Below are 23,984 nucleotides of genomic sequence, written 5' to 3' on the forward strand. Positions count from 1 at the left end.
GTGCCGCGTTCCAAAAAGAGGGATAATCTTTTTGGGGAGACATGCCATGTTCAAGAAAATCCTCGTGCCCGTCGATCCCGCCGAAACGGGCTTTGCCGAGGACGCGCTCGCGAAAGCATCGCAGATGGCGCGCGATTACGGCGCAAAGATCCATTTGCTGGCGGTCTGTCCGGAAGTCCAGAGTTTCGTGGCCAGCCAGTTGCCGGAAGGGTGGCAGGAACGTGAATTCGATGAGACCGGCACCATTCTCGACAAGATCGCAGCCGGTCTCGACGTGCCGGCCGGGGCGGTCGACGTGACGGTGCGCATGGGGTCCGTCTATCACGAGGTGATCGAGGAGGCTGAAAAGGCTGCCTGCGATCTTGTCCTGATGACATCGCACAAACCGGGTCTGTCGACGTATTTCGTCGGCTCGAACGCGGCCCATATCGTCCGCCATGCACCGTGTTCGGTGCTGGTGCTGCGCGGCGATTGAGAGGGGCTTATCCGGTGCGTGTCAGCAGCATCGCGATGGCGATGTAACGGAAGGGATAGAGCTCCGGCGTCGCCCGGATAAGGTCCTTCGCGCAGTTGTAGATCCGATCGACGAGGCTGCTTCGGCCAGGGCCCTCCGGAAGGGCGGTCTCGAGAATCGACTGCGTGAAGGCGCGGAAAAAATTGACATAGTCGGTCGCATAGCGTTCCAGGTCGCCGTCGGCGTCGAAGCGGGTGTTGAACGGAACCGGGATCTCGTAGGATCTTGTACCGTCTATCCGGAACAGACCGGCGGCACCGTAAGCCTCCTGTGAAACCGGGGCGGTCAGCTCTTCGAGCGCGCGCATGTAGACCGGCTGATAATACCGGTCATAAGTTTCCCTTGAGATCTCGCCGGTGGCCACAAAAGCCAGCACGGCATCATTCAGCAGGTCATAGATCCCGTCACAGGTTCGAGCCACCTCGTTCGCACCGAAGACCTGGACCAGAAGTTTGCCGCCCGGTACCAGTTCGCGCGCGCGCATCTTCAGGAAGTCCGCGACGTCGCGTTTGGCCTGTTCCGCAAAGATGTGCCGGTCTTCGGACGAGACGAAGCCGTTGGCCCGCGCCGCACTCGGTCCGTTCAGGCAAATGTACCCCGGCAAGACCTCCACCGGACGCCGCGACAGAAAGCCGATGGCGTTGAAAGTTGTTGCCAGATGCAACGAGCGATCGGGCAGCAACTGATCATACATTGACCCGGCCACCGCTGCGGAATAGACCCGCGCGCCGTCAAATACCGGCCGCCCGCCCGGACGCAAGTTCACAAACAATCTGGAAAAATCGTTGGTCGGCAGATCGGAATGAATGGTCTGGACCGGCCGGTCCGTGCGCGGGAGCAAGCCCGCCAGTGCCCGCTGCATTACCGCGATCGAATTGAGGCCTTCCGAACAACCGAAGTCGGCAAGGCAGACCGTTCCGTTGCCATTCGTGAACGAAGTGGTCGGCAGTGTGTTGGCCGCCTCGTCCACAAAGGGCAAAACGGCCTCGATCGCCTTCCATTGCGTCGCGGAATTTGCATTGTAGAAGCCGCCGCCGACCATTCCGGAGGTGGTGCTGTGGGCCGAGATGGCAGGATCGTCCGCTGGATCGGTCATCGCGCAAGTTCCTTCATGGCCTCGCTCAGGCCCTCGACTGTCATCGGGAACATCCGGCCGTCCATCAGTTCGTTCAGCATCTGGATGGAATGGGTGTAGTGCCAGTGTTCGCGGCGCACGGGATTGAGCCAGACCGCGCTCCTGTAGAGCCCGGTCAGCCGTTCCATCCAGGCGGCACCGGATTCTTCGTTCCAGTGTTCCACCGAGCCGCCCGCATAGGCGATTTCGTAAGGGCTCATGGAGGCGTCGCCGACAAAGATGATCTTGTAGTCCGCCGGGTACTTGTGCAGCACGTCCATTGTATCGATGCGTTCGGTGTGGCGGCGCCGGTTTTCCTTCCAGACATATTCGTACGGGCAGTTGTGGAAGTAGAAATGCTCCATGACCTTGAATTCGGACCGGGCCGCTGAAAACAGTTCCTCGCAGACCCGGATATGGTCGTCCATGGAGCCGCCGATGTCGAAGAAAAGAAGCACCTTGACCGCGTTGTGCCGTTCCGGGCGCATCTTGATGTCGAGCAGGCCCTTGTGCGCGGTCGCGCGGATCGTGTTGTCCAGGTCCAGCTCGTCGGCCGCTCCCGTGCGGGCAAAGTTCCGAAGGCGTTTCAGGGCGACCTGGATATTGCGGCTGCCGAGCAGCTGGGTATCGTCGAGATCCTTGAATTCGCGCTTGTCCCAGACCTTGACCGCGCGCCGGTGCCGGCTTTCATGCTGGCCGATGCGTACGCCTTCCGGGTTGTAGCCATAGGCGCCGAATGGGGACGTGCCGGCGGTGCCGATCCACTTGTTGCCGCCCTGGTGGCGTTTTTCCTGTTCCTTCAGCCGCTCGCGTAATGTCTCCATCAGCTTCTCGAAGCCGCCAAGCGCCTCGATCTGAGCCTTTTCCTCATCGCTCAGGTGTTTTTCGGCAAGCTTGCGCAGCCAGTCTTCCGGAATTCCGGTCGCCGGGACGTCACTGAGAAGATCCAGCCCCTTGAAGACATGGCCGAAGACCCGGTCGAACTTGTCCAGGTTGCTCTCGTCCTTCACCAGTGTCAGGCGGGCGAGAAAATAGAAATCCTCGACGCTCTTTTCCGCCAGGTCCCGGTCGAGCGCCTCCATAAGCGTCAGGTATTCCCTGAGCGAGACCGGTATGCCAGCCGATTTGAGCTCGGTGAAGAAGGTGATGAACATGGCGCGGAGCCTACCGCTTCCACCTGATCCTGTCGAGCAGCCGAAAGGTGTTCGCGAGGCCGGACACCGGGGGCGGGCGGACGGGGATTGCCTGTCCACCCGAGCAGTTTCTTGCCCTGATCAGCTGTCGCCGGAGCGGCCGCCTTTCAGGTCCGGGTGCAGCGTCTTGCCCAGGATGTGACTGTCGCGGCCGATGACATGCTGGCTCGAGCCGACGATGAGCGGGTCGGGGTTGCCGACAATCCTTGTGTCCTTGTCCGGGTAGGGCAGGGAGTTGAGAAAATGTTCCAGACAGTTCAGACGGGCGCGTTTCTTGTCGTCGGACTTGATGACAGTCCAGGGCGCGTCGGCCGTGTCCGTGTAGAAGAACATGGCCTCCTTGGCTTCGGTGTAATCATCCCATTTGTCGAGAGATGCCTTGTCGATCGGGGACAGCTTCCACTGTTTCAGCGGGTCCTTCTCACGTTGCTGGAAGCGACGGAGCTGCTCCTGGCGGGTGACGGAGAACCAGTACTTGAAAAGAAGAATCCCGTCGCGCACGAGCATGCGTTCGAGCTCGGGAGCCTGGCGCATGAATTCAAGGTACTGGTTCGGGGTGCAGAAATTCATCACCCGTTCCACGCCGGCACGGTTGTACCAGGACCGGTCAAAGAGGACGAGTTCACCGGAAGAAGGCAGGTTTTCCACGTAGCGCTGGAAATACCACTGGTATTTTTCGCGCTCGGTCGGTTTCTGAAGAGCTACGACACTGGCTCCTCGCGGGTTCAGATGCTCCATGAAACGCTTGATGGTGCCGCCCTTGCCGGCCGCGTCGCGCCCCTCGAACAGCAACACCACGCGCTTGCCGGATTCCTGGATCCAGCGCTGGGCCTTCAAGAGTTCAGCCTGCAGCCTGGCCTTGCGTTTTTCGTATACAGGGCGGCGCAGCTTGGTCGTGTAGGGGTATTCGCCGGTCTCGAACACATGATGGATGGCCGAAGGATCATGACGCATCTGGGCCAGCGTGTGCAGGGCGGTTCCGCCAGGCGGCCTGGATTCGGCAGCAGGTGAGATGTCACTGGTCGTTGCCTCAGCCTCGCGGCGCTCGGGCTCGTCGCCTGAGGCTTTGGGACTGCGAGACCTGGATGCCTTTTTTTCGGCGGTCTTCGGGAGTTCTTCTGACTTTGTCGTCCCGGTCGCCATCGCCGCCGCGGGAGCGGCTGCTGGCGTTACTGTCTCATCGGCTTTTTTTGCCGCGGATTTGGCATCAGTGACGGAATTGGTTTTTCTCGTGAGCACAGGCATGTTTACCCCCTTGTTCTGAATACGGGGTCGGTAACACCTGGTTTGATCTGGCGCATTGATGCCGCTCAAATCTTGTGATCCGCGACGGAAAATTGCTTTGCCGGATCATTTTTCCGGAGCGTCTTTTTCTGCCGTGCGCACCAGCTCTTTCATGAAATCCGACGCCCGGGGACCGGGGCTGTCGATGAACGGGGCGGGCCGGCACACGGTAATGGCGGCGATCCCGATCCGTGCCGTCAGGAGGCCGTTGACGACCCCTTCGCCCAGACGGGTGGACAGACGTGCGGCGAGGCCATGGCCGAGCAGATCCGATGTGAGGCTGTCGCCGGCAGCCATGCCGCCGGTGATCGCCAGGTGGGAAACAACCTGTCTTGCCAGGCGCAGGAACCCAAGCGTTCCGGGCCGGCCGCCGTAGAGTGTGGACACCCGCCGGATGACCCGCAGGTTCTCGAACAGGACCATCAGGAGATCGACAAGAGCCCTGGGGCTCACGGCGGTGACGATGGACACCCGCTTGGCGCTGTTGAGCACGATCCGGCGCGCTTCCAGATCCAGCGGCCGGAGCAGATCGCGTTCGGCGAGTTTGACAAGATCCGTGCCGTCGATGATCTCGCGCATGTGCCCGTTCAGGGCCGTCCGGCCCTGTGCGGTCTCCGGACGGTCGCGGTAGAGCGCGAGCAGCTCCCGCAGCCCTTCCGTGGCGGCCCTTGTGTCGTCTGTTTCGGCGGCGTCCAGAAGCCTGTCCCTGAGATGATCGATCTTGCCCAGACGGACAAGTCCCGCAATTTCCCGCACGATCAGTCCGAGCAGACCGAGGGCCGCGACACCGGCCAGGGCCACTCCCAGCCAGCCGAGCCAATCGGTGCGCGAGAACAGGTCGCGGATCAGGCTGTCCACGGCCAGGCCGACGGCAAGCGAGACAAGGCCCGACAGGCCGATCATCAGCCACTTGCCGAATCCGAAGGCCGTCTTCGGTGTGCTCACCTCGCGGGGCAGGCGGGGCTCTTCGTCGTCGGCAACGGTCGGGGTGACCAGGGCCTCGTCCGCGGACGCGCGCGTTGTTTCGCCATCGCTCATCCGGACCTTGCTGTCATCGAGGCGGAAGGCGGCCGGCTTGCGTCCGGAGGGGGGCGTTGATCCGGTCATGCCAGTCGGTCTCCTATCAGGAACTCAAGCGCCCGGTCCAGGCGGATATGGGGCAGGGACAAGGTCAGACCTTCCGCAGTGGTGTCCAGGACCGGCGGACGGAACCGCAGAAACTGAAGCTCGGCCTGGGCGGTTTGAAACTCTGGTCGAACTCCTTCAGAAACCGAGTCACCCTTTCCAAAAAGTGATTCAGGGTCCTTCGGCAAGTCCCCGGGAAACATGGCTATTTCCGAGTTGCCGTCATAGATGTCGCCGTGCAGGCGCTCTCCCGGCAAGGGGGTGCCCAGAATGGCGGGCAATTCGTCGCCCCGGTGCTTGACGGTTGCCTCGCGCGTTGCGCGCACCGCGGCTATCGCCAGCACATCGACCTCCGCGCCCTTGAACCGGGCGCGTTCCTCGGCGCGTGCGACCAGCCGTCTCAGGATGGCCTCCAGCCGGTCGTGATCCGTGCGGTGCAGATGGTCGGCCTTTGTCGCGGCGAACAGGATCCTGTCAATCCGGCGCGACACGATCGAGGACAGCCAGCTGCGTTTGCCCGGCCGGAATGCACCGAGCACTTCGCTCAGAGCCACTTCCAGATCCGCAACCGCATGAGGCCCGGCGTTGAGTGCGTGGAGCACATCGACGAGCACGATCTGACGGTCGAGCCGGGCGAAATGGTCCCGAAAGAACGGGCGCACTACGTGGGACTTGTAGGCCTCATAGCGCCGCTCCATCATGGCACGCAGGGTGCCGGACCGGGCGGCATGGGCACCCTCGGGAATATCGAGAGGTGCGAAGGTCAGGGCAGGGGATCCGTCCAGGTCACCGGGCATCAGGAAGCGGCCCGGCGGCAACATCGACAGGGCATGGGCGTCTGCACGGCAGGCCGCCAGATAGGTCTTGAAGTCCTCGGACAGCTGGCGCGCCGCAGGCTCGCTCTCGGGCGCGTCGGGATCGGTCCGCGCGAGTGTCTCGAAGAACGGCGCGGCGATTTTCGCGCGGCTGCCCGCGCGGGCCCGCTGCAGGGCCTCGGCGGAAAAGGACGCATAGTCCTTGTCCAGCAAGGGCAGATCGAGCAGCCACTCGCCGGGATAGTCGACCAGGTCCAGATGCAGGCGGCCGGGTCCGAGCTTGCGGTAGAAATAGGAGCTGCTTTCGTAGTCGATGGTCAGACGCAATTCCGACACCTGGCGTGTGGACTCGGGCCAGATCCGCTCGCCCACGAGTGCGCGCACATGAGCTTCATAGTCGAAGCGCGGCACGGCGTCGTCCGGCTGCGGCTGAAGGCCGGCACCCGTCATCCGCTGCCCGGCTGCCGCTGAAAACAGCGGCAGTCTGCCCCCGTGAACGAGGTTGTGGACGAGAGCGGTCAGGAAAACGGTCTTGCCGGCTCTTGCAAGCCCGGTCACCCCGAGCCTGAGGCTCGGCACCGTCAGATCCGTGGCCGCATCGGCCAGGTTCGCCAGCGCCAGCCTGGTTTCCTCGGTAAGTGTCGTCAGTGGGTTCACATGCGCCTCCAGCGGCTTCATGTAGGCGCGGGCCGGCCCAAGTGCAAATGGAAGACCGAAGTGCTGTCTCCGGAACCATGCGTGATTTTCCCCAACGCGGCCTAAGCGGGATCGTCTTTCAGGTCGCGGGGCTTGATGAACCTGTCGAGATGGCCGGTCCCGGGCTGCAGCTCGGACCAGTCGGCGATGTCGAAATCGATCACCGCGAGACCGGCGGTGGGATATTTCTCCCTGAGATCAGCAACAGCTGCCGCATCTGCGGTTCCCGTCAGCGTGAGGGCTGTGTTCTCCATTGCCGGGTTGTGGCCGATCACCATCAGGCTTTGCGCCCGTCCTCCCTGTTTGCGGATGAAGCCAAGGTAATCGCCCTCGCTATCGCTGTAGAGATCGGAAAGAAGATGGATCTGCGCTTCCTGCGGAAAGCCGGGCAGGAGCCGGGCAAGCGTTTCGCGGGTCCGCAGGGACGTGGAGCACAGGATCTGACTGGGCAGCAGGCCGTTGTCCTTTAGGTAACGCGCCATCTTGAACGCGGCGGCCTTGCCGCGGTTGTTCAGGGGGCGGTCGAAATCTGCCAGATCAGGTTCTCCCCAGTCGGATTTGGCGTGTCTGAGCAGTAGGAGCCGCATGTTGGTATCCAGTTCTCGTGTTGCGCGGGCTGGACGCGAAGCCCGGCCCTTTTCCGGCCGGGGTCAGTTCTGGCTGGCAAGGGCCCCAGTGAAGGCGGCCACGGCCGGACCGACCTCGATTTCCTGGGTCGGCAGCGTATAGGACAGCCAAAGGGTAAAGTCCGCCTTCGCGCCCGAAAAGTACCACAGGGTCTCGCACAGACTGGTCGGCGTCCAGCTGCGCGTACGAAAGGAAATGCCGGAAGCGGCCGCGCCCGACAGCTTGATCGGCTCGAAGCCCGCCGCCTTGTAACTTCTGGAAAAGGCGAGGGCTTCGCGCCGGCCGCTGCTCTCGATATGCTTGCGCAGCACGGCGGTGACACCGTCGCGGCCGGTATAGATGCAGCCGGCGAGGCTGACCTCGTTGCCTTCCATCACCTTGATCCGGTAGTAGGAGCCGATCATGTCGGGACAGCGCAGACCCGTGAAATGGCGCAGGCCGCCGACATCGCTCTGCCAGCCGGCATCCTTTTCGGGTGGAACCTGGGCACGGGCGGGCGCGAAGCCGCCCGGACCGGTCAACAGGCCGACGGCGGCGAAAACAGATATCAATGCGGCCAGTCGCATCAAGACGGTCTCCCGTGTCGCCGGAACGGCGGATGCCCGCTCAGGCCGGCGGATCAGCCGACGGTTGAGCGGACGCTCGATTTCAGAGCAGTTTGGCCGCCTCCAGGCGGACAAGGACCGTTCTAGCTTCTTTCCCTGCGTGCCATGAACGCGAGCCGTTCGAACAGGTGAACATCCTGTTCGTTTTTCAGCAGCGCGCCATGCAGCGGCGGAATCAGCTTGGCACTATCTTGTTGACGAAGCGTTTCAGGGTCAACGTCCTCGTTCAGAAGCAGCTTGATCCAGTCGATCAGTTCCGATGTCGAGGGCTTTTTCTTCAGACCCGGGACATCGCGGACATCGTAGAACAGCCGCAGGGCTTCAGACAGGAGCCTTTGCTTGATCCCGGGAAAATGAACTTCCACGATTTCCGTCATGGTGTCGGCGTCCGGGAACTTGATGAAATGGAAGAAGCAGCGGCGCAGGAACGCGTCCGGCAGGTCCTTTTCATTGTTCGACGTGATGATCACGACCGGACGCTGTTTCGCGCGCACGGTCTCGCCGGTCTCGTAGACGTGAAACTCCATCCGGTCGAGTTCCAGCAGCAGATCGTTGGGAAACTCGATATCCGCCTTGTCGATCTCGTCGATCAGCAGGACCGGCTTCGCGGGCGCGTCGAAGGCTTCCCAGAGCTTGCCCTTGCGAATGTAGTTGTTGATGTCCCGAACACGCTCATCACCCAGCTGGCTGTCCCGCAGGCGCGACACCGCATCGTATTCATAAAGGCCCTGCTGGGCCTTGGTGGTCGATTTGACATGCCATTCGATCAGAGGCGCCTCCAGGGCACCTGCCACCTGTTCGGCAAGGACCGTCTTGCCGGTGCCCGGCTCGCCCTTGATCAGGAGGGGGCGCTCGAGCGCGACGGCCGCATTGACTGCAATCCGCAGGTCCTCCGTCGCTATGTAGTCTGCAGTTCCTTCAAAACGCATGTGGCCGTCCATTCCTCGTCATTCCGGCGCAAGGTGGCAGGCCGGGCGCGGGGACGCAAGCCATTAAAAGGCAGGGGTCCCGGTGCAATCCGAAAGGGACAGACTTGCCGATCCGGCGGGGAAGAAATTGCCCGGCAGGGCGGTGCTTGCCGGGGAGATGGGGCATTCTCGTTAGCGGGAATATTCTTTTAACTTATTGAAATAGTTTAATTAACTTCCTTTCTCTTGAGGTTGGCACAGGCTTTGCGTGAACAGGCCGATTGTGGGCGCATGCCCGGGTCAGCAGTGCCCAATCTACAAAGAGGACCGAAAATGGGTATTTATGGGGCTATTAATTCGGCCGTCTCCGGACTGGCGGCGCAGGCCACGGCTCTGGAGAACATTTCAGGTAACGTCGCCAACTCGCAGACGAGTGGCTACAAGCGGCTTGATACGACATTCTCCGACATGGTGTCCGGAGGCGGGGCGATCCAGGCCCAGCAGGTCTCCGGAACCACCTTCGCCACCTCCCGCGCGACGAACACGGTGCAGGGCGACATCACGTCCGTTGATGTCGATACCTACATGGCCATCAACGGCGAAGGCTATTTCGTCGTCACCAAGGCTTCGGACGTGGTCGACGGGTCGACCACATTCGCTGAGGAAACCTACTATACGCGTGGCGGTGATTTCGAGCGGAGCAAGGAAGGCTACCTGATCAACGCGGCAGGGTATTACCTGCAGGGTTTCGAACTTGATCCGGATACGGGCAATGCGATCGGTGATGCTCCGACGGTTGTTCAGATCGAAAACCAGCCTCTGGCGGCCTCTGCGACAACGACGGTCGATTACCAGGCCAACCTGCCGCGTGTCCCTGATACCGAGGATTACGACGGCACGGACGAAGATACGGCCCTGCTGGCCGCCGCTGTCGGTGCGGGCAACGTCGCGGTTGCCGACGAGCAGGACTTCCTCGACAGTTCCATTTCCGGCGGGTCGATCACGATCTACAATGAAAACGGAACCGCAATGAACGTCGAGGTCCGCTATGCCAAGACGCTGAACTATGATTCCGTCGGCCCCGTGGCCGACACATGGTCCATGTACATCGGGTCCGGCGGCGATGTGACCAACGCCTGGTATGATGTCGGCGAGGTCGAATTCGATACAACCGGTGCGCTGAGCGGAATGACCGCGGGCGTGATCGGCGCCGTGAACGGCACCAGCGACGGGTTCACCGTCGCCTCGCTGACGATCGGCAGCACCACGGCCGCCAATGTCGAGTTCTCGTTCGCCAACGGATCCCTGACCCAGTATTCGGACCCGGACGGCACGGCCAGTTCCGTTTCGCTCGATCAGGACGGCTATGCGGCCGGTGAACTGACCAGCGTTGCGGTGGATGAATCGGGCCGGGTGATCGCGAATTATTCCAACAGCCAGCAACGTGCGGTCTATGAAATCCCGCTGGCGACGTTCGAGGCCGAACAGAACCTCCAGCGCGTCGATGGCGCAGCGTTCTCGGCAACGACCTCTTCCGGCGAAGCCGACCTGAGCGGGGGCGGACAGATCCTGTCCAACAACCTGGAACTGTCGAACGCCGATATCGCGGATGAATTCTCCAAGCTGATCATCACCCAGCAGGCCTATTCCGCGAATTCGAGGATCGTCACGTCCGCGGACGAGATGCTCGACGATGCCCTGAACATGGTCAGGTAACAAAACGGACCGGCGGGCCTGACCCGCCGGTCTCTCCGGCCTAGTCGCGTTTCACGAAGGAGAAGCCGCCATGGGATTGACCAGCGCCATGAATACGGCGGTTTTCGGAATCACCTACAATCAGCGCCAGTTGGACGTGACCGCGACCAACATCGCCAACGCTGACACTGTCGGGTATTCCAAGAAAACCATCTCCGCCAACGTCTTTTTCGACGGGTCGGGCAATGTCGCGGGCATGAACGCCGCGGAAGTCCGCCGGATTGTCGACGAGCAGATCCAGACCGACTATTTCAACTCCCTGGCGGATACCAACTACTCAAGGCAGATCTCGAACTTCACCGACCGGCTCGACGACATCTTCGGGACGCTTGACGACAAGAGCAACCTGACGTCGCTGGCGGGCGAACTGGCTTCCTCCTTGTCTATTCTGGTCAATGATCCGGGCAATTACGCCGCCCAGAGCGACGTGATCGCGGTGGCCGACGCCTTCGCGCGTGAATTGAATGCATCCTACCAGCAGATTACCGACCTGCGTCAGGAAGCCGATCACGCGCTGGCCAGCCAGACGGACAGCGTCAACGGTCTGCTCGGCAGCATCGAGGATATCGATGCCGCCATCCGGGATGCGGCGCAGTCCGGCATTTCGACGGTGGACATGGAAGACGAGCGCGACAGGCTCGTGGAACAGCTTTCCGGATATCTGGATGTCGACATCTCCAAGGGCGCGAACGAAACGCTCTTCATCCAGACAGCCGACGGCCAGCAGCTTTACGCGGACAACAAGGCCTCGACCCTGAGCTTCTCGCAAACGCATTCGCTGCAACCCGGCGAAAGCGGAAACTCGGTGTATGTGACCACGCCGGGGGGGACGACCTTCGACCTGATTTCAGGTTCGCGCTCCGGTGTCATAGTTGCGACCGCCGAACTCAGGGACGACATTCTCCTTGAAGCCCAGGCGCAGCTGGATACGATCGCGGCCGAGGTCTCCCTGGCCTTTTCCAATGTCACGGTGGAAAGCACGGCGGTGACCGTCGGTCTCGACGACGGTTTCGATCTGGATGTTTCGGCGCTTCAGTCCGGCAACACCATCACAGTCGAATATACCGATACCAGCGGTGCGGCGCAGACCGTGACGCTGGTCGGTGTTGACGATCCGGCATTGCTGCCGCTCGACAATTCCGCGACGCCCAATCCGGACGACACCGTCTTCGGGATCGATATCTCGAGCGGGACGCCGGCAACCTATATCGCCGATATCATCACCGCGCTTGGCGCAACAGGGCTTCAGGTCAGCAACAACGGCTCGGACGAACTGCGTGTCCTTGGCGACACCGGCGGGCCGACAACCGTCGAGAGCCTGACCGCGGATGTCACGGTGACGGCGAACAGCGATCAGGGCCTCGGTCTGGCGATCTTTGTCGACAGCCGGGACGCGCCGGAACTCTTCACCGACGCGCTGGAAGACGGTGGCCAGCGGATCGGTTACGCCAATGCGATCAGTGTCAATCCGGACCTTCTCGCAGACAGCGCACTGCTGGTGAACTACCAGACGACACCGTCTGCGAACACCGCCAACGATCCTGCAAGGGTCAAGTATCTGTCAGAAGCGATGACCACGGCAACGACCTATTACGACCCCGGTTCGGGGATCGGCACGTCCTCGTCTCCGTTCCAGGGCACTGTCCTCGACTTCGTCAACCAGACCGTCGCCTTTCAGGGAAACCAGGCCGAGGATGCGGCGACCTATGCGGACTCCAAGGAAGCTCTGACGATGAACCTGGCGATCCGCTACGAGGAGAGCTACGCGGTTGATCTGGATGCGGAACTTGCCTTCATGGTCCAGCTTGAGAACGCCTACGCAGCCAATGCGCGCGTCATGCAGACCATCAACGAGCTCTTCGACGAGCTCCTGAACATCGTTTAAGGGTTAGGTGCGTCATGGCCATTTCCAATATCACCACGTCCCGGAGTTATCTGACCCAGCAGCTTGGCGAGCTGAACGACAAGCTGACGGAAAAGACCACGCAGCTTGCCCGCGGCAAGGTCGGGACGACCTTCGGGGAAGTCGGCGACCGCCGCCTCCTCGACATCCAGCTGACCCAGAAGGTCAGCATGATCGAGACCTACGAGCACACCATCACGGTCGCCAACCTGCATCTTGAAACGGCAAACATGGCGCTCGACCGGCTGGAGGATCTCCGGCAGGACGCAAAATCCGCCCTGGATACCAATGACTTCGTGATGCAGTCCGACGGTCAGACCCAGACCCAGTCGCGGGCGGAGCTGCTGCTCACCGAAACGCTCAACATTCTGAATTCGGAAGTGGCCGGCTACTACGTGTTCGGCGGCACGGACGCGGTGAATGACCCGGTCGCCACCATGGACACGATCCTGGACGGGGCAGGGGGGCTGGACGGTCTGCGCAGCTATATCAGCGAGTTTGCATCGGCCAATCTCGGCGCGGGAAACAATGGCCGGACAGACACGTCGGCCCTTGTGACCAACTATGCCGGCATTGTGCCGACGGACTCCACGTTCACCATTTCCGAGGATGGTGCCCACGACTTCGGCTTCGACATTGCCGCCGTCACCTCGACACTGTCCAACGTGACGGTCACCGGGCCGCTGGCGGCGGATCCCGACAGTGTCGATATCCAGTTCACGGGACAGCCGGAACTCGGGGAAACGATTTCTCTGGAGCTGACCCTGCCGCCCGATCATGCGGAATCGATCATGATCGAGTTCACGGCGGCGACCACGAACGAAGCCGACGGAACCTTCGCGATCGGCGCGGATCTGGAAGAAACCGCGCAAAACCTGCGCGACCTGCTGGAGGCCGAGATCGAGAACCAGGCCCAGACCACGCTGCGGGCCGTTTCCGACGAATGGGCGGCGGAGGAGTTCTTCAGTACCTACAACGGCGAAGAGCCGCAACGTATCGACGGGCCTCCCTATGATACGGCGACGGCCCTGATGGCCGGCGGCGCGACCACGGTGGAATGGTATACCGGCCGGAACACCACGACCACGGACCCGCGTGACGACAAGAGTGCGGTGGTCGACAGCAATCTGACCGTGGACTACGGCGTTCGCGCGAACGAGACCCCGCTCAGGGAGCTGGTTCAGTCACTGGCGGCGTTCGTCGCCGCGGATTTCTCCGGCGGAACACAGGTCGACGAGGAATATTACAACGCCTTGTCGACCAACCTGAGAACCACATTGCACCCGCCGGGCGTTGACCAGTCAGGGATCGTCGATATCGCGACGGACATCGCGATCACCCACCGGACCGTGTCGCTGACCGGCGACCGGCATGTGCAGATGAAAAACACCTATGAAGGCACCATTGCGGAAATCGAGGGGATAGATCAGGACCTTATTGCTGCGGAGATCCTTCAATTGAAGACAAATATCGAAGTCTCCTACCAGGCCTCGTCGATCGTCTTCAACCTGACCCTGTCCGATTATCTCTGACAGTCCGTGTGACTGACGAAATCCCGGCCCGGGCCGGAGGCAACAAAAAAGGCCGGTCGCGGATGCGCCGGCCTTTTGTTCATCGGATTGCGTGTGTTCAAATTATTCCGGCCGGGACCTCAGTCCCTCGGCAATCGCCCGGTTGATGTTGATGAGAACACCGATCTTGGTGACGTCGTCGGACGTGATGATCGCCATGGTCTGCTTGAACACGAACACGCCCAGAGAGGCTATGTTGTTCTTGATGTCCTGAGGCAATTCACTCTCGACGCTGGTGGCCGAAGTCACCAGGATCGTCCAGAGCTTGCGGTTGTAGACCAGTACGTCGTCTTTTTCCGCCAGGGAAGAGTCGTCCCATTCATCCTTGATCAACTGAAGCCGGGCTGCGGCTTTCATCAGCAGATTTGCTTCCAGCTCCCTCGGTGACACTGCCACCTGGCTCGCTTTCTGGTAAGCCTGCGCTGCCTGTTTGTACATGGCTTATCAGCGTCCCTTCATACTCAATGAGCTTACGTGCTTCTTTCAGTGCTTTATAGAAGGCGCCGGTTAGAATGGCGTTACTAATCCTGGTAACATAGGGGATCGTGCTCGGCGCGGCCTTTACAATGTCATTGACAAGAGTGAAGTAGTTCTCCTGAATTCTCTCTATGTCCGTTGACAGATACATCAGCTGAACGGCCAGATAGACACGTTTGGCCGGTGTATCGGCGGTGGCCGGCGTAAGAATATCCTTCTCACGCAGAATGGGAGCCTGGCCTTCGATAAAAAGGCGGGTTCGCTGATTGTCATTGGTGATCACACTGTCGCCAATGATAATCCGTTCGCCCGGTTTCAGCTCGACCTTGAGCGCCATTCCGTGACCTCCACGCATGAGTATCGCTGTAAAACGTTAACGAAACAGTTAACGAGTGTCCTCGATACCTTAATGATACAAGCCCTCGATGTTAACCGAACAGGCTGAGAACACTCTGGTCCGCCTGGTTCGCAAGCGACAGAGCGGTTGACGAGAGCTGCTGACGTGTCTGCAGGGCCAGCATGTTGGCCCCTTCCTCGTTCATGTCGGCAATGGTGAGTTCACCGGCGCCGACTTCAAGCGTATTGATCAGGTTCTCGGTGAAATCCGTTCGGATCTCCACCGTGGAGAGCGCCGTGCCCATTTGCCGGGCTGCTGACCGGAGCTCGTCCAGGGCCGCGTTGATCGCCTGAAGGGTCCGGTTGATATCCGTGTCGGTCTTGAACTCGGAAGCCGCCGCCGCCAGGTCCACCGTACTCGTGGCGCTGCCCAGCGTCATCCGGTTGAAGTCGACGTTGTCGCTTGAGATGCTGAAGGAGACCTCGCCGATCAGGCTGATGCCGCCGCCGGAGAAGGTGGCGTCCAGACCCTTCACGTTATCCATGAAGGTGACCAGATCGCTGACGGTCGTTTCGTCATCCAGTTCAAGCGAGGCCGGCTCGAAGCCGTTGCCGTCGGTAATGGTGATCGTGTCGCCTGCCTGAAAGCCACCGGAGGAGATCAGGGTGGCGGTCGAACTCAGCGGGGTGACCGCCAGCGTCGATGTCGTGCCGCCGGTTGCACCACCGTCGGTGGCCGTGCCGCCACCGGCCGCGTCCTTGGAAACGTAAAGCGGATTGTCGAGGCCGGACACGATGGTGATCGAATCGGTATCTTCGTCGAAGCTCGCATGAACTCCACTCATTTCGTTCAGGGCGTCGACATAATCCTGCACGGTGGTGATCGTCGTGCCGATCGAGAGGTTGGTGGTCCCGGAGGAGTCGGTCACCGTGACCACGTCGCCGACAGACCAGTCGCCCAGATCGCTCAGGTTCGACGACGCCTGCAAGCCGGTGAGAGTCAACTGCGTGGTGCCGCCGTAAAGATTGAAGGAGGACGTGCCGGTGCCACCGGGATCGAGATCGTCCAGGTTCAGCCCGTCATCCAGCGAGGTGTCCGTGAAATCGACCGGATCGACCGTCAGGTTGGATGTGCTGTCTTCATTGAAGATGACTTCCAGTTCGTTGCCGGCACCGGCCAGAAGGTTCTTGCCCTTGTAGCTGGAATCCCGCGCCATGTCCTCGATCTGCTCGAGCAGATCGTTGTACTGGGCCGTGAACTGCTTGCGCTCGTATTCGCTCGAGGTCTGCAGCGCCTGATTGGCCATTGCCTTGGCTGTTTCGACCAGCTTCGTGATCGACGTGATGCCCTTGTCCGCGGCCCGGATGGTCTGGACGCCCTGTCCCATGTTGTCGAGCAGCTTGGTCAGGTCACTGGCCCGGTCATTCAGGGACTGTGCGGTGAAAAAGGAGTTGGGATTGTCGAGCGCGGTGTTGACCTTGAGGCCGGTCGCCAGCCGCGTCTGCGTGATCGACTGCAGGTCAGCCGTCTGTTTAAGTGACAGGAGATTGTCCCGGACGGCACTTGAAAGAACAATATCAGGCATCAGACTTCACCGTTTCCTATTCAGTACACCACGAGTGGCTTGCAAGACCGCAAGGTCGAGCCATGTGCCCTCGTCGCAAATCTGAATAGAAAGTTAATCACTGATGCACGGGTTAACTTACTGTAAATAAAAGTTACCAAAAGGTTTCTTGCAAGGCATTGAAAATATGCAGAAAATCGATGTTTCCAAAGTACGCTTGCGTTTGAAAACGAAAACGGCGGACCAATGATCCGCCGTTTCCAAGTGCCGTTTTGGTGAATCAGCCGCGCGGCTGATTCTTGCTTTCCTAGAAGAGGGATAGCACTGTCTGATCGGCCTGAGAGGCGAAGGACAGGGACGTCGAGGCAAGCTGCTGACGGGTCTGCAGGGCCAGGAGGTTCGCGCCTTCCTCGTTGGTATCGGCCAGGGTCAGAAGTCCTGCACCTTCCTGCAAAGTATTGATCATCGTCTTTGTGTAGTCTTGACGGATCTCTACAGTGGACAGGTTGGTACCGAATTCGGACGCCTGGGAGCGCAGGTTGCCGAGAGCGGTGTTCAGGCGGTCGACAACCCGGCTGATGTCGGAGTCGGTCGCGAACCCGCTGTCGGATATTGCCGACAAACTGACGCCGCTCGTGTTGACTGCGAAGCCGTCGGAAGCGAAATCAGTGTTGTCACTGGTCAGGGACAGGTCGACTTCGGAGGTGATGTCCAGGCGGCCCGAGGATGTGTTGAAGGCCGCGTCAACACCATTGAAGTCACTGATGAAATTCTCGAGATCATCGACCGTCGTGTCGTCCTCGATTTCCAGTGAGCCGAGTTCGAACCCGTTGCCGTCCGTCAGTGCCAGCGTGTCACCAACTGCAAACGAACCGGTATCACTCAGAAGCTGAGTTGTTGCGGTGAGGGCGTTTGCCGCGACTTCGAAGGTCGACAGAGCAGCGGAGTGCGTATCGACAGTGTCGGAGATGTGGAAGTCCTGATCACTGTAGATGGTCAGTTCACCGGACGTGTCGTCGAACTCGGCGCGAACACCGGCAATTCCGTTCAGGCTGTCAACCATGTCCTGAACCGTTGCACCGGCGGTAACCGTGCCGGCACCGGAAATGATGGCGTTCGGGGAGGCGATCGCGTTCACGAATTCCAGAGTGCTCGTGGTGGAGATCACGTTGGAATCAGACAGAGTGGAGCTGGAGTTCAGCGTCGTGGTGCCGTCCGTCAGGGTGATGGTGGTCTTGCCGCCCTGCAGGGTGAACGAGGTCGTCGCGCCCTGGCCTTCTTCCAGATCCGAAAGGTTCAGACCGGTGGACAGAGAGGAGTCGGTGTAGTCGACCGCGTCGATCTTCAGCTTGGACGTGGAGTCCTCGTTGAAGATTGTGGTGAGGTCGTTGCCTTCGCCGGCGAGAAGGTTCTTGCCCTTGTAGGAGCTGTCCTTCGCGATATCTTCGATCTGCTCGAGCAGGCCGTTGTACTGCTCGGCAAACTGCTTGCGCTCATACTGGCTCTGGGTCTGCTGGGCCTGGTTGGCCTTTGCCTTGGCGGTCTCGACCAGATCCGTGATGGTCTGAATGCCCTTGTCGGCTGCCTTCAGGGTCTGCAGGGACTGGCCCATGTCTTCCAGGAGGGTGGACAGGTCGCTGGCGCGGGAGTTCAGGCCTGAAGCCGTGAAGAAGCTGTTCGGATTGTCCAGCGCGGAATTGACCTTCAAACCGGTGGCCAGTTTGTTCTGGACACCTGCCATGAAATCAGCGGTGGATTGAAGAGTGAGGAGGTTCTGCCTTACGGCAGCAGACAGAGTAATGTCCGCCATCTGAATATCCCTTTCCTGGGTCACAATGTACGACTGCTCTTCCTGAGCAGGTTGAGGACGATCATTCTCCGTTAACCTTAATCAATGGTTAAGCGCTTGAAATTTGGGATCGGCAGAGCGTTGTCGTGCTGCCGATACCTGCCAGGAATCGCGAAGGACGCTGCGTTTATCGAGGCTGCGCGGATCGTGGAAATCGCATTGTGATAAATGCCGAAAAGCCGCGATGGCCGGCAGATGTCCCTGCTGCGGGCGCGGATTTCCGCTGAATCTGACGGGCAGGCCGAAGCGAGACGGCTCCGGACAGAGGAATCGGAAAATTTTTTTGACGGGCGCTCGTTCTTCTGCCGGATCCGCCTTTTGCGGACTGGAGGCACAAGGCGTTTATGCGCCGAGATCTGCGTCTGCGTCTGCGGCTGTCGCGATGTCGCGCGGTTCCCGGGCGGGGCAGGGGGCGGGCTGATCGGCGCGATTGTGCACGGGTTCGCAGCGCCGGACCCCAAAAAAGAAAAAGCGGGCCGAAGCCCGCTTTCCCGTGTTTTTTGTCGTCTTCGTTCTTAGAAGAGACGCAGAACGTTCTGATCCGCCTGTGCCGCGAAGGACAGCGAGGTGGATGCCAGGCTCTGACGTGTCTGCAGAGCAAGAAGGTTCGCACCTTCCTCGTTGGTGTCTGCCAGGGTCAGGAGGCCGGAACCTTCTTCCAGAGTGTTGATCAGGTTCTTGGTGAAGTCCTGACGGTTTTCCACGATGGAGAGATTGGTACCGAATTCAGACGCCTGTGTCCGCAGGGAGCTGAGCGCCGTGTTCAGACGGTCAACCGTGCGGTTGATGTCGGAATCCGTTGCAAAACCACTGTCGGAGATCGCTGAAAGCGAAACACCGGAGGTGTTGGCCGTGAAGCCGTCACTTGCAAAGTCATCGTTGTCACTGGTCAGGGACAGGTCGACCTCGGAGGTGATGTCCAGACGCCCCGAAGAGGAGTTGAACGATGCCGATACACCCTGGAAGTCATTGACGAAGTTTTCCAGGTCGTCAACGGAGGTATCGTCTTCGATTTCCAGAGCACCAAGTTCAAAGCCGTTGCCGTCGGTCAGCGTCAGCGTGTCACCAACTGCGAACGAACCGGTATCGGCCAGAAGCGACGTGGAGGTGGCCAGTGCCGTTGCTGCGACTTCGAAGGTCGACAGGGCAGCGGAGTGTGTGTCAACCGTATCCGAGATGTGGAAGTCCTGATCACTGTAGATGGTCAGTTCACCGGACGTGTCGTCAAACTCGGCACGAACACCTGCAATGTCGTTCAGTCCGTCAACCAGGTCCTGAACCGTTGCGCCGGCGGTCACCGTTCCGGCACCGGCAATGACAGCGTTCGGGGATTCGATCGCGTTCACGAATTCCAGAGTGCTCGTGGTGGAGATCACGTTGGAATCAGACAGCGTGGAGCTGGAGTTCAGCGTCGTGGTGCCGTCCGTCAGGGTGATGGTGGACTTGCCGCCCTGCAGGGTGAACGAAGTCGTCGCGCCCTGGCCTTCTTCCAGATCCGAAAGGTTCAGACCGGTGGACAGGGAACTGTCGGTGTAGTCGACCGCATCGATCTTCAGCTTGGACGTGGAGTCTTCGTTGAAGATGGTTGTGAGTTCGTTGCCGTCGCCTGCAAGCAGGTTCTTGCCCTTGTAGCCGGAATCCTTGGCCAGGTCTTCGATCTGGGTGAGGAGGTCGTTGTACTGACCCGCAAACTGCTTGCGCTCGTACTGGCTCTGGGACTGAAGCGCCTGGTTGGCTTTCGCCTTGGCGGATTCAACCAGCTTGGTGATGCTGGAGATACCTTCATCCGCAGCCTTCAGGGTCTGAACCGACTGACCCATGTCGTCCAGCAGAGTGGACAGGTCGTTTGCACGGGACGTCAGGCCGGAAGCCGTGAAGAAGCTGTTCGGATTGTCCAGTGCGGAGTTCACTTTCTTACCGGTGGCCAGTTTGTTCTGGACATCGGACATGAAATCGGCGGTGGACTGAAGGGTGTTCAGGTTTGCGCGAACTGCGCTGGAGAGAGTGATATCGCTCACAATGTTTCCTTTCTAGGAGTACAAGATACAAGGATCCTTCCTGGATCCGGCGCTCATCTATCCGTGGTTTGCTGAAACAATTTATAAAGAAACGTGGTTAGCACGTGTTAACCTTAACAGCCCGTAAAACTGCCTAAGTAAAGCTGAAGGTTGATTCCATAAAAGCTTTTGATTTCAGATGCCTGGAAGATTCGATCTGTTTGCCTGCCAGCGTGCCCCAAGCCCGTCGATCGGGCGGGGAAATGCCCCGCGTGCGGTCGCAATCCGGTCAGAACCGGCGCCTTTGCGCCAAAGGTCTTAACGCGTCTCGGCGGCTCGCGGTCCCACTCACCAGAACAGCGGTCTTTAGGACAGCCGGATCGAAACCGGCCGGCCGGACGAATTGGTGCGGGCAGGCTTGCGCGGGCGCTTTGCAAGGCTGGAAAAAACGGGGCCGGCAAAACTGGGGAGACAAACGAGGCTGGCGAAACGGGGCTGGCAAATCGGGCAGGGGGGCGTCGAACAGGCGAAAGGAACTGGAACGCCGGATGTCGATTTTCAGGATTGCCTGTGGCGGGGGGAGCGAAGCAGCCTGGCGCGAACCGGTCTGGTGCGACATGGCCTGGCGGACAGATCATGTCGCCGTTCGAGCAGCCGGGAGCTGTCAGGCGGGCCGGGGCGGGCCTTGAGACACTGTCAGGCGGGGTCTTGTTTGTCGCGGCTGGTGTTGTGCGGTGTCAGACGACGCGCTGGAACGGCTGAGCCGGTTCCTGCGTCTGTTGCGTTTCGACGGTTTTCGCATAGGCGCGCATGCGCAACAGTGTTTCGCTCGGAATTTGTCGAACGACCTGACCCGTTTCCGTATTGGTCGCGACGTAGACGAGGCTTTCACTGTCCGGATCGATCACGTTCTGGCGTTCGACGGTCGGCGCAAGTTGCTCGGCAAGCGAACGTTGATCGCGTTCGTTGTTCGCGGATCTCTGGCTGTTGTCCGTTTCCGTCGACGGCGTTACCGTTTCTTCGACCGGCAATTCCGTCTTGGAGGACGGCTCATTCTGTTCCGAAGCCCGTGTTGCCGGCGTGATCGCCGTGTAGGTCGGCGATGGCGGCCGGGCCAATCCCGTGTCCAGCATCATTCCCTCCGGGCGGTTGATACGATTACCCGTTCAAGGCCCAACTTAACGCAAGGGAATGAATGTTCCGTTCACGGAATGCTTAGAATTTTAGCGAACCCGGCTTATCCGTCTGGAGCCGCTCCAAAACGTCGTCTTGTACCCTCCGGCGCCATTTCAAAGGGTATCAGCAGCTTTCACATGGCCGGGCCAAACCAGGAGACGCCACCCATCAGCGGCCTGTCCGGCCGCCTCCCGCGCTCGACCTGCGTTGGGGGGGCACCGTCTTCGACGCGCTGATCGTGAGCGCTGCCTAAAGCGACTGGTTGATCGCGATTCCGCGAGCCGATTGCGGGCCTGTGGGAGCCGAGCCGTTGCTGCCATAGGTGGTCGGCGCGGTTGCGTTCCTGGCCCCGGCCACCTTGGCAACCGTGGACACGATGGAACCGGCGACATCGCGCGCGGTGGAAAGAACCGCCAGATTGATGCGCAGGACCGGCTGAAATTCGCCGTGCTGGCGGCGCAGGTTCTGCGTCGCGGCCGGGGCCAGGTTGCCGAGTGCAACCGCATGGTCCTTGGCGGTCATCATGCCGCGCGTGTATTCGTGGATCAGGCGCGCCTTGTCCGGCTGCAATTCGCCGGCTTCCTTGAGCTTGCCCGCCCGCACCAGATCCGTTTCCATCTCAATGACCGAAAGCAGCGCTTCCATGGTGCCGGACAGGGCGGAACAGAAACTCTCCGCATCCGGCTGGCTGTTGGGCCGCTCGAGTGAAAAGGGAAAGGTAGTGGCGTTCGGTTGTGCGGTCATCGTGACCCCTCCTGCAATGCAAGCAGTTCGCGTTCCACACTGTCGGCGAGGCCGATGCCGCCGGTTTCGGCGATGGAACGTGCGTATTCGTCGATCAACAGGCTCTGCCAGGCATCCGCTCCGTGGCCGGAGCCCCAGGTGCCGCCCTCGTCAAGGCCGGTGAACATGCTCTGGAGCATGGTGTTGAGAAACACGGCCTCAAATTCCACGGCCGCGTCCCGGACAGCGGACTTGTTGCTGCGGTCGACCCCGCGCAGGGCGTCCTGCGGGTTTGACTGAAGCGCAGCGGTTGTCATCTGGGGCGAGACCTGTTGCATCATCACAGCACCTCGATATCGGCTTGCAGGGCGCCGGAAGCCTTGATCGCCTGCAGGATGGAAATCATGTCGCGCGGTCCGATCCCGAGGGCGTTCAGGCCGTCGACAAGCTGTTTCAGGGTGACTGTCTCCGGAACGATCGCGAGTTTGGTGCCGTCCTCGTTGACCGTGACTTCCGAACGCGGCACCTCGGCGGTCTCGCCGTTCGCAAACGGCAGAGGCTGCACGACCTGAGGGGTTTCCGCGATCGTCACCGTCAGGTTGCCCTGGGCAACGGCCACCATGGACACTTTTACGTCCTGGCCCATCACGATGATGCCGGAGTTCTCGTCAATCACGATGCGGGCGGCGAGATCCGGCTCGACAATGAGCTGCTCGATATCGGTCAGAAGATCGACGATGTTGCCGTCATACTGCTGCGGCAGATCCAGGCGAACGGTTGCCGGATCAAGCGGCTCGGCGGTCGGCAGGCCGATCAGTTCGTTGATGGACAGCGCGACGCGCCGTGCGGTGGTCAGGTCGGGATTGCGCAGGGCCAGTCTCAGCGTGGTCAGGGAGGCGAGCTTGAAGTCCAGCTCCCGCTCGACGAGGCCGCCATTGGCGATGCGGCCGGCCGTGGGCACACCGCGAACGACCGAGGCCGCATCCGCCTGGGCCGAGAACCCGCCGATGGCAACAGAGCCCTGCGCGATGGCGTAGACTTCACCGTCCGCACCGACCAGGGGGGTCACAAGCAGCGTGCCGCCTTGCAGGGATTCTGAATCTCCGAGGGAACTGACATTCACGTCGATCCGCGTGCCCTGGGTGGAAAAGGGCGGCAGGTTGGCCGTTACCATCACGGCGGCAACGGTATCGGTGTTGAGATCGACGTTGCGGGTGTTGACGCCCAGTCGCTCCAGCATGGCCTGCAGGCTCTGCTGGGTGAAGGGCGAGTTGTTCAGGGAGTCGCCGGTGCCGTTCAGACCGACGACCAGGCCGTAACCGATCAGCTGGTTTTCACGAATGCCCTCGAAATCGGCAATGTCCTTGATCCGTGACGCGGCGTGCGCCGGAACCAGCACCGCGACCAGTCCAAATGCCAGGGCTGCGGCGGCGAGCACGCGCCGACCGACTTTTCCGGAAATCTTTTCACCGAGATATCGCATTAGCTAATTCTGGTCCGCCATTTTGAAGTCCGGCCAGCTGTGCCGGAGGTCCTGTCTGGGCTTTTGCAATGCGAGAGCCGTGCCACTTTTCCGGTGAATACGGTTCTTTCACACAATCTGACCGGATTCTGCGCCAAATGCTGCTATCATTGCCAGCCTATCCACGCAAAACTGTTGAGACGGGTTAAAGAGTTGTGTGTGTGGCCCGGCAAATATTGCCTCCGTCACAAGGACTCATTTACCCTTCCCGGCAGAAACTGACAGGCGT

General features: G+C 60.5%; 21 protein-coding genes. 4 read left to right on the forward strand and 17 right to left on the reverse strand.

From position 1 onward, the window contains the following. Positions 1-46 precede the first annotated feature (46 nt). Complete coding sequence (locus WNZ15_RS06095) at positions 47-475, forward strand: universal stress protein (protein ID WP_342892067.1); 429 nt, start codon at positions 47-49, stop codon at positions 473-475. 7 nt (positions 476-482) lie between these two features. Here the strand turns inward: WNZ15_RS06095 and WNZ15_RS06100 are convergent, their stop codons facing one another. From WNZ15_RS06100 to WNZ15_RS06135, 8 genes are all read right to left on the reverse strand, one after another. Continuing rightward, positions 483-1,610: a hypothetical protein gene (locus WNZ15_RS06100; RefSeq protein ID WP_342892068.1), complete on the reverse strand. Its 1,128-nt coding sequence runs from the start codon at positions 1,608-1,610 to the stop codon at positions 483-485. Beyond that, positions 1,607-2,782 (reverse strand): VWA domain-containing protein, encoded by a 1,176-nt coding sequence (locus tag WNZ15_RS06105; protein ID WP_342892069.1) that lies wholly within the window; start codon positions 2,780-2,782, stop codon positions 1,607-1,609. Before WNZ15_RS06105 ends, WNZ15_RS06100 begins: the two co-directional genes overlap by 4 nt. 120 nt (positions 2,783-2,902) lie before the next feature. Further along, positions 2,903-3,964, reverse strand: coding sequence for a polyphosphate kinase 2 (ppk2, locus tag WNZ15_RS06110; RefSeq protein ID WP_342892609.1), 1,062 nt, complete (start codon positions 3,962-3,964; stop codon positions 2,903-2,905). Positions 3,965-4,171: 207 nt separating this feature from the next. Next, positions 4,172-5,212 carry a TIGR01620 family protein gene (locus WNZ15_RS06115; RefSeq protein WP_342892070.1) on the reverse strand — a complete coding sequence of 347 codons (1,041 nt, stop codon included), beginning with the start codon at positions 5,210-5,212 and terminating at the stop codon, positions 4,172-4,174. Continuing rightward, positions 5,209-6,723, reverse strand: coding sequence for a YcjX family protein (locus WNZ15_RS06120; protein ID WP_342892071.1), 1,515 nt, complete (start codon positions 6,721-6,723; stop codon positions 5,209-5,211). Before WNZ15_RS06120 ends, WNZ15_RS06115 begins: the two co-directional genes overlap by 4 nt. A gap of 80 nt (positions 6,724-6,803) precedes the next feature. Further along, the gene (locus tag WNZ15_RS06125; RefSeq protein ID WP_342892072.1) at positions 6,804-7,328 is read right to left on the reverse strand and encodes a histidine phosphatase family protein; all 525 of its coding nucleotides are present in this window, start codon (positions 7,326-7,328) and stop codon (positions 6,804-6,806) included. 63 nt (positions 7,329-7,391) lie between these two features. Next, complete coding sequence (locus WNZ15_RS06130; RefSeq protein ID WP_342892610.1) at positions 7,392-7,934, reverse strand: hypothetical protein; 543 nt, start codon at positions 7,932-7,934, stop codon at positions 7,392-7,394. A gap of 122 nt (positions 7,935-8,056) precedes the next feature. Further along, positions 8,057-8,902, reverse strand: coding sequence for a MoxR family ATPase (locus WNZ15_RS06135; RefSeq protein WP_342892073.1), 846 nt, complete (start codon positions 8,900-8,902; stop codon positions 8,057-8,059). A gap of 312 nt (positions 8,903-9,214) precedes the next feature. On the opposite strand from WNZ15_RS06135, the gene WNZ15_RS06140 reads away from it, so the two are divergent. From WNZ15_RS06140 to WNZ15_RS06150, 3 genes are all read left to right on the forward strand, one after another. After that, complete coding sequence (locus WNZ15_RS06140) at positions 9,215-10,597, forward strand: flagellar hook-basal body complex protein (RefSeq protein WP_342892074.1); 1,383 nt, start codon at positions 9,215-9,217, stop codon at positions 10,595-10,597. Positions 10,598-10,667: 70 nt separating this feature from the next. Continuing rightward, the gene (gene flgK, locus WNZ15_RS06145) at positions 10,668-12,521 is read left to right on the forward strand and encodes a flagellar hook-associated protein FlgK (protein WP_342892075.1); all 1,854 of its coding nucleotides are present in this window, start codon (positions 10,668-10,670) and stop codon (positions 12,519-12,521) included. Between the two features lie 14 nt (positions 12,522-12,535). Continuing rightward, positions 12,536-14,071 carry a flagellar protein gene (locus WNZ15_RS06150; RefSeq protein ID WP_342892076.1) on the forward strand — a complete coding sequence of 512 codons (1,536 nt, stop codon included), beginning with the start codon at positions 12,536-12,538 and terminating at the stop codon, positions 14,069-14,071. Between the two features lie 102 nt (positions 14,072-14,173). Here the strand turns inward: WNZ15_RS06150 and flaF are convergent, their stop codons facing one another. From flaF to WNZ15_RS06195, 9 genes are all read right to left on the reverse strand, one after another. Beyond that, a complete protein-coding gene (gene flaF / locus WNZ15_RS06155; RefSeq protein ID WP_342892077.1) occupies positions 14,174-14,548 on the reverse strand; it encodes a flagellar biosynthesis regulator FlaF in 375 nt (124 codons plus the stop codon). Continuing rightward, positions 14,430-14,924 carry a flagellar biosynthesis repressor FlbT gene (gene flbT / locus WNZ15_RS06160; protein WP_342892078.1) on the reverse strand — a complete coding sequence of 165 codons (495 nt, stop codon included), beginning with the start codon at positions 14,922-14,924 and terminating at the stop codon, positions 14,430-14,432. Before flbT ends, flaF begins: the two co-directional genes overlap by 119 nt. 91 nt (positions 14,925-15,015) lie before the next feature. Further along, positions 15,016-16,509 carry a flagellin gene (locus tag WNZ15_RS06165; protein WP_342892079.1) on the reverse strand — a complete coding sequence of 498 codons (1,494 nt, stop codon included), beginning with the start codon at positions 16,507-16,509 and terminating at the stop codon, positions 15,016-15,018. A 286-nt stretch (positions 16,510-16,795) separates the two neighbouring features. Further along, on the reverse strand, positions 16,796-18,298 hold the full coding sequence (locus WNZ15_RS06170) for a flagellin (RefSeq protein WP_342892080.1): 1,503 nt from the start codon (positions 18,296-18,298) through the stop codon (positions 16,796-16,798). Between the two features lie 554 nt (positions 18,299-18,852). Further along, on the reverse strand, positions 18,853-20,355 hold the full coding sequence (locus WNZ15_RS06175; protein WP_342892081.1) for a flagellin: 1,503 nt from the start codon (positions 20,353-20,355) through the stop codon (positions 18,853-18,855). Between the two features lie 716 nt (positions 20,356-21,071). Further along, on the reverse strand, positions 21,072-21,467 hold the full coding sequence (locus WNZ15_RS06180; protein ID WP_342892082.1) for a flagellar protein FlaG: 396 nt from the start codon (positions 21,465-21,467) through the stop codon (positions 21,072-21,074). Between the two features lie 292 nt (positions 21,468-21,759). Continuing rightward, on the reverse strand, positions 21,760-22,254 hold the full coding sequence (locus tag WNZ15_RS06185) for a flagellar protein FlgN (protein ID WP_342892083.1): 495 nt from the start codon (positions 22,252-22,254) through the stop codon (positions 21,760-21,762). Beyond that, positions 22,251-22,574 (reverse strand): rod-binding protein, encoded by a 324-nt coding sequence (locus WNZ15_RS06190; RefSeq protein ID WP_342892084.1) that lies wholly within the window; start codon positions 22,572-22,574, stop codon positions 22,251-22,253. The genes WNZ15_RS06185 and WNZ15_RS06190 overlap by 4 nt, the downstream gene beginning before the upstream one ends. After that, complete coding sequence (locus WNZ15_RS06195; RefSeq protein WP_342892085.1) at positions 22,574-23,716, reverse strand: flagellar basal body P-ring protein FlgI; 1,143 nt, start codon at positions 23,714-23,716, stop codon at positions 22,574-22,576. Before WNZ15_RS06195 ends, WNZ15_RS06190 begins: the two co-directional genes overlap by 1 nt. Positions 23,717-23,984: the final 268 nt, after the last annotated feature.

Source organism: Roseibium sp. AS2 (genome assembly GCF_038900065.1).
Classification (GTDB): Bacteria; Pseudomonadota; Alphaproteobacteria; order Rhizobiales; family Stappiaceae; genus Roseibium.

Bases quoted from the DNA above. Each gene is read 5' to 3' on its own strand.
- WNZ15_RS06170 (WP_342892080.1), bottom strand. From the start codon at position 18,298: ATGGCGGACATTACTCTGTCTGCTGCCGTAAGGCAGAACCTCCTCACT.
- flbT (WP_342892078.1), bottom strand. From the start codon at position 14,924: ATGGCGCTCAAGGTCGAGCTGAAACCGGGCGAACGGATTATCATTGGC.
- WNZ15_RS06185 (WP_342892083.1), bottom strand. From the start codon at position 22,254: ATGACCGCACAACCGAACGCCACTACCTTTCCCTTTTCACTCGAGCGG.
- flaF (WP_342892077.1), bottom strand. From the start codon at position 14,548: ATGTACAAACAGGCAGCGCAGGCTTACCAGAAAGCGAGCCAGGTGGCA.
- WNZ15_RS06105 (WP_342892069.1), bottom strand. From the start codon at position 2,782: ATGTTCATCACCTTCTTCACCGAGCTCAAATCGGCTGGCATACCGGTC.
- WNZ15_RS06150 (WP_342892076.1), top strand. From the start codon at position 12,536: ATGGCCATTTCCAATATCACCACGTCCCGGAGTTATCTGACCCAGCAG.
- WNZ15_RS06130 (WP_342892610.1), bottom strand. From the start codon at position 7,934: ATGCGACTGGCCGCATTGATATCTGTTTTCGCCGCCGTCGGCCTGTTG.
- WNZ15_RS06140 (WP_342892074.1), top strand. From the start codon at position 9,215: ATGGGTATTTATGGGGCTATTAATTCGGCCGTCTCCGGACTGGCGGCG.
- ppk2 (WP_342892609.1), bottom strand. From the start codon at position 3,964: ATGGCGACCGGGACGACAAAGTCAGAAGAACTCCCGAAGACCGCCGAA.
- WNZ15_RS06195 (WP_342892085.1), bottom strand. From the start codon at position 23,716: ATGCGATATCTCGGTGAAAAGATTTCCGGAAAAGTCGGTCGGCGCGTG.
- WNZ15_RS06190 (WP_342892084.1), bottom strand. From the start codon at position 22,574: ATGATGCAACAGGTCTCGCCCCAGATGACAACCGCTGCGCTTCAGTCA.
- WNZ15_RS06095 (WP_342892067.1), top strand. From the start codon at position 47: ATGTTCAAGAAAATCCTCGTGCCCGTCGATCCCGCCGAAACGGGCTTT.
- WNZ15_RS06120 (WP_342892071.1), bottom strand. From the start codon at position 6,723: ATGAAGCCGCTGGAGGCGCATGTGAACCCACTGACGACACTTACCGAG.
- WNZ15_RS06115 (WP_342892070.1), bottom strand. From the start codon at position 5,212: ATGACCGGATCAACGCCCCCCTCCGGACGCAAGCCGGCCGCCTTCCGC.
- WNZ15_RS06100 (WP_342892068.1), bottom strand. From the start codon at position 1,610: ATGACCGATCCAGCGGACGATCCTGCCATCTCGGCCCACAGCACCACC.
- WNZ15_RS06125 (WP_342892072.1), bottom strand. From the start codon at position 7,328: ATGCGGCTCCTACTGCTCAGACACGCCAAATCCGACTGGGGAGAACCT.
- WNZ15_RS06135 (WP_342892073.1), bottom strand. From the start codon at position 8,902: ATGCGTTTTGAAGGAACTGCAGACTACATAGCGACGGAGGACCTGCGG.
- flgK (WP_342892075.1), top strand. From the start codon at position 10,668: ATGGGATTGACCAGCGCCATGAATACGGCGGTTTTCGGAATCACCTAC.
- WNZ15_RS06165 (WP_342892079.1), bottom strand. From the start codon at position 16,509: ATGCCTGATATTGTTCTTTCAAGTGCCGTCCGGGACAATCTCCTGTCA.
- WNZ15_RS06180 (WP_342892082.1), bottom strand. From the start codon at position 21,467: ATGCTGGACACGGGATTGGCCCGGCCGCCATCGCCGACCTACACGGCG.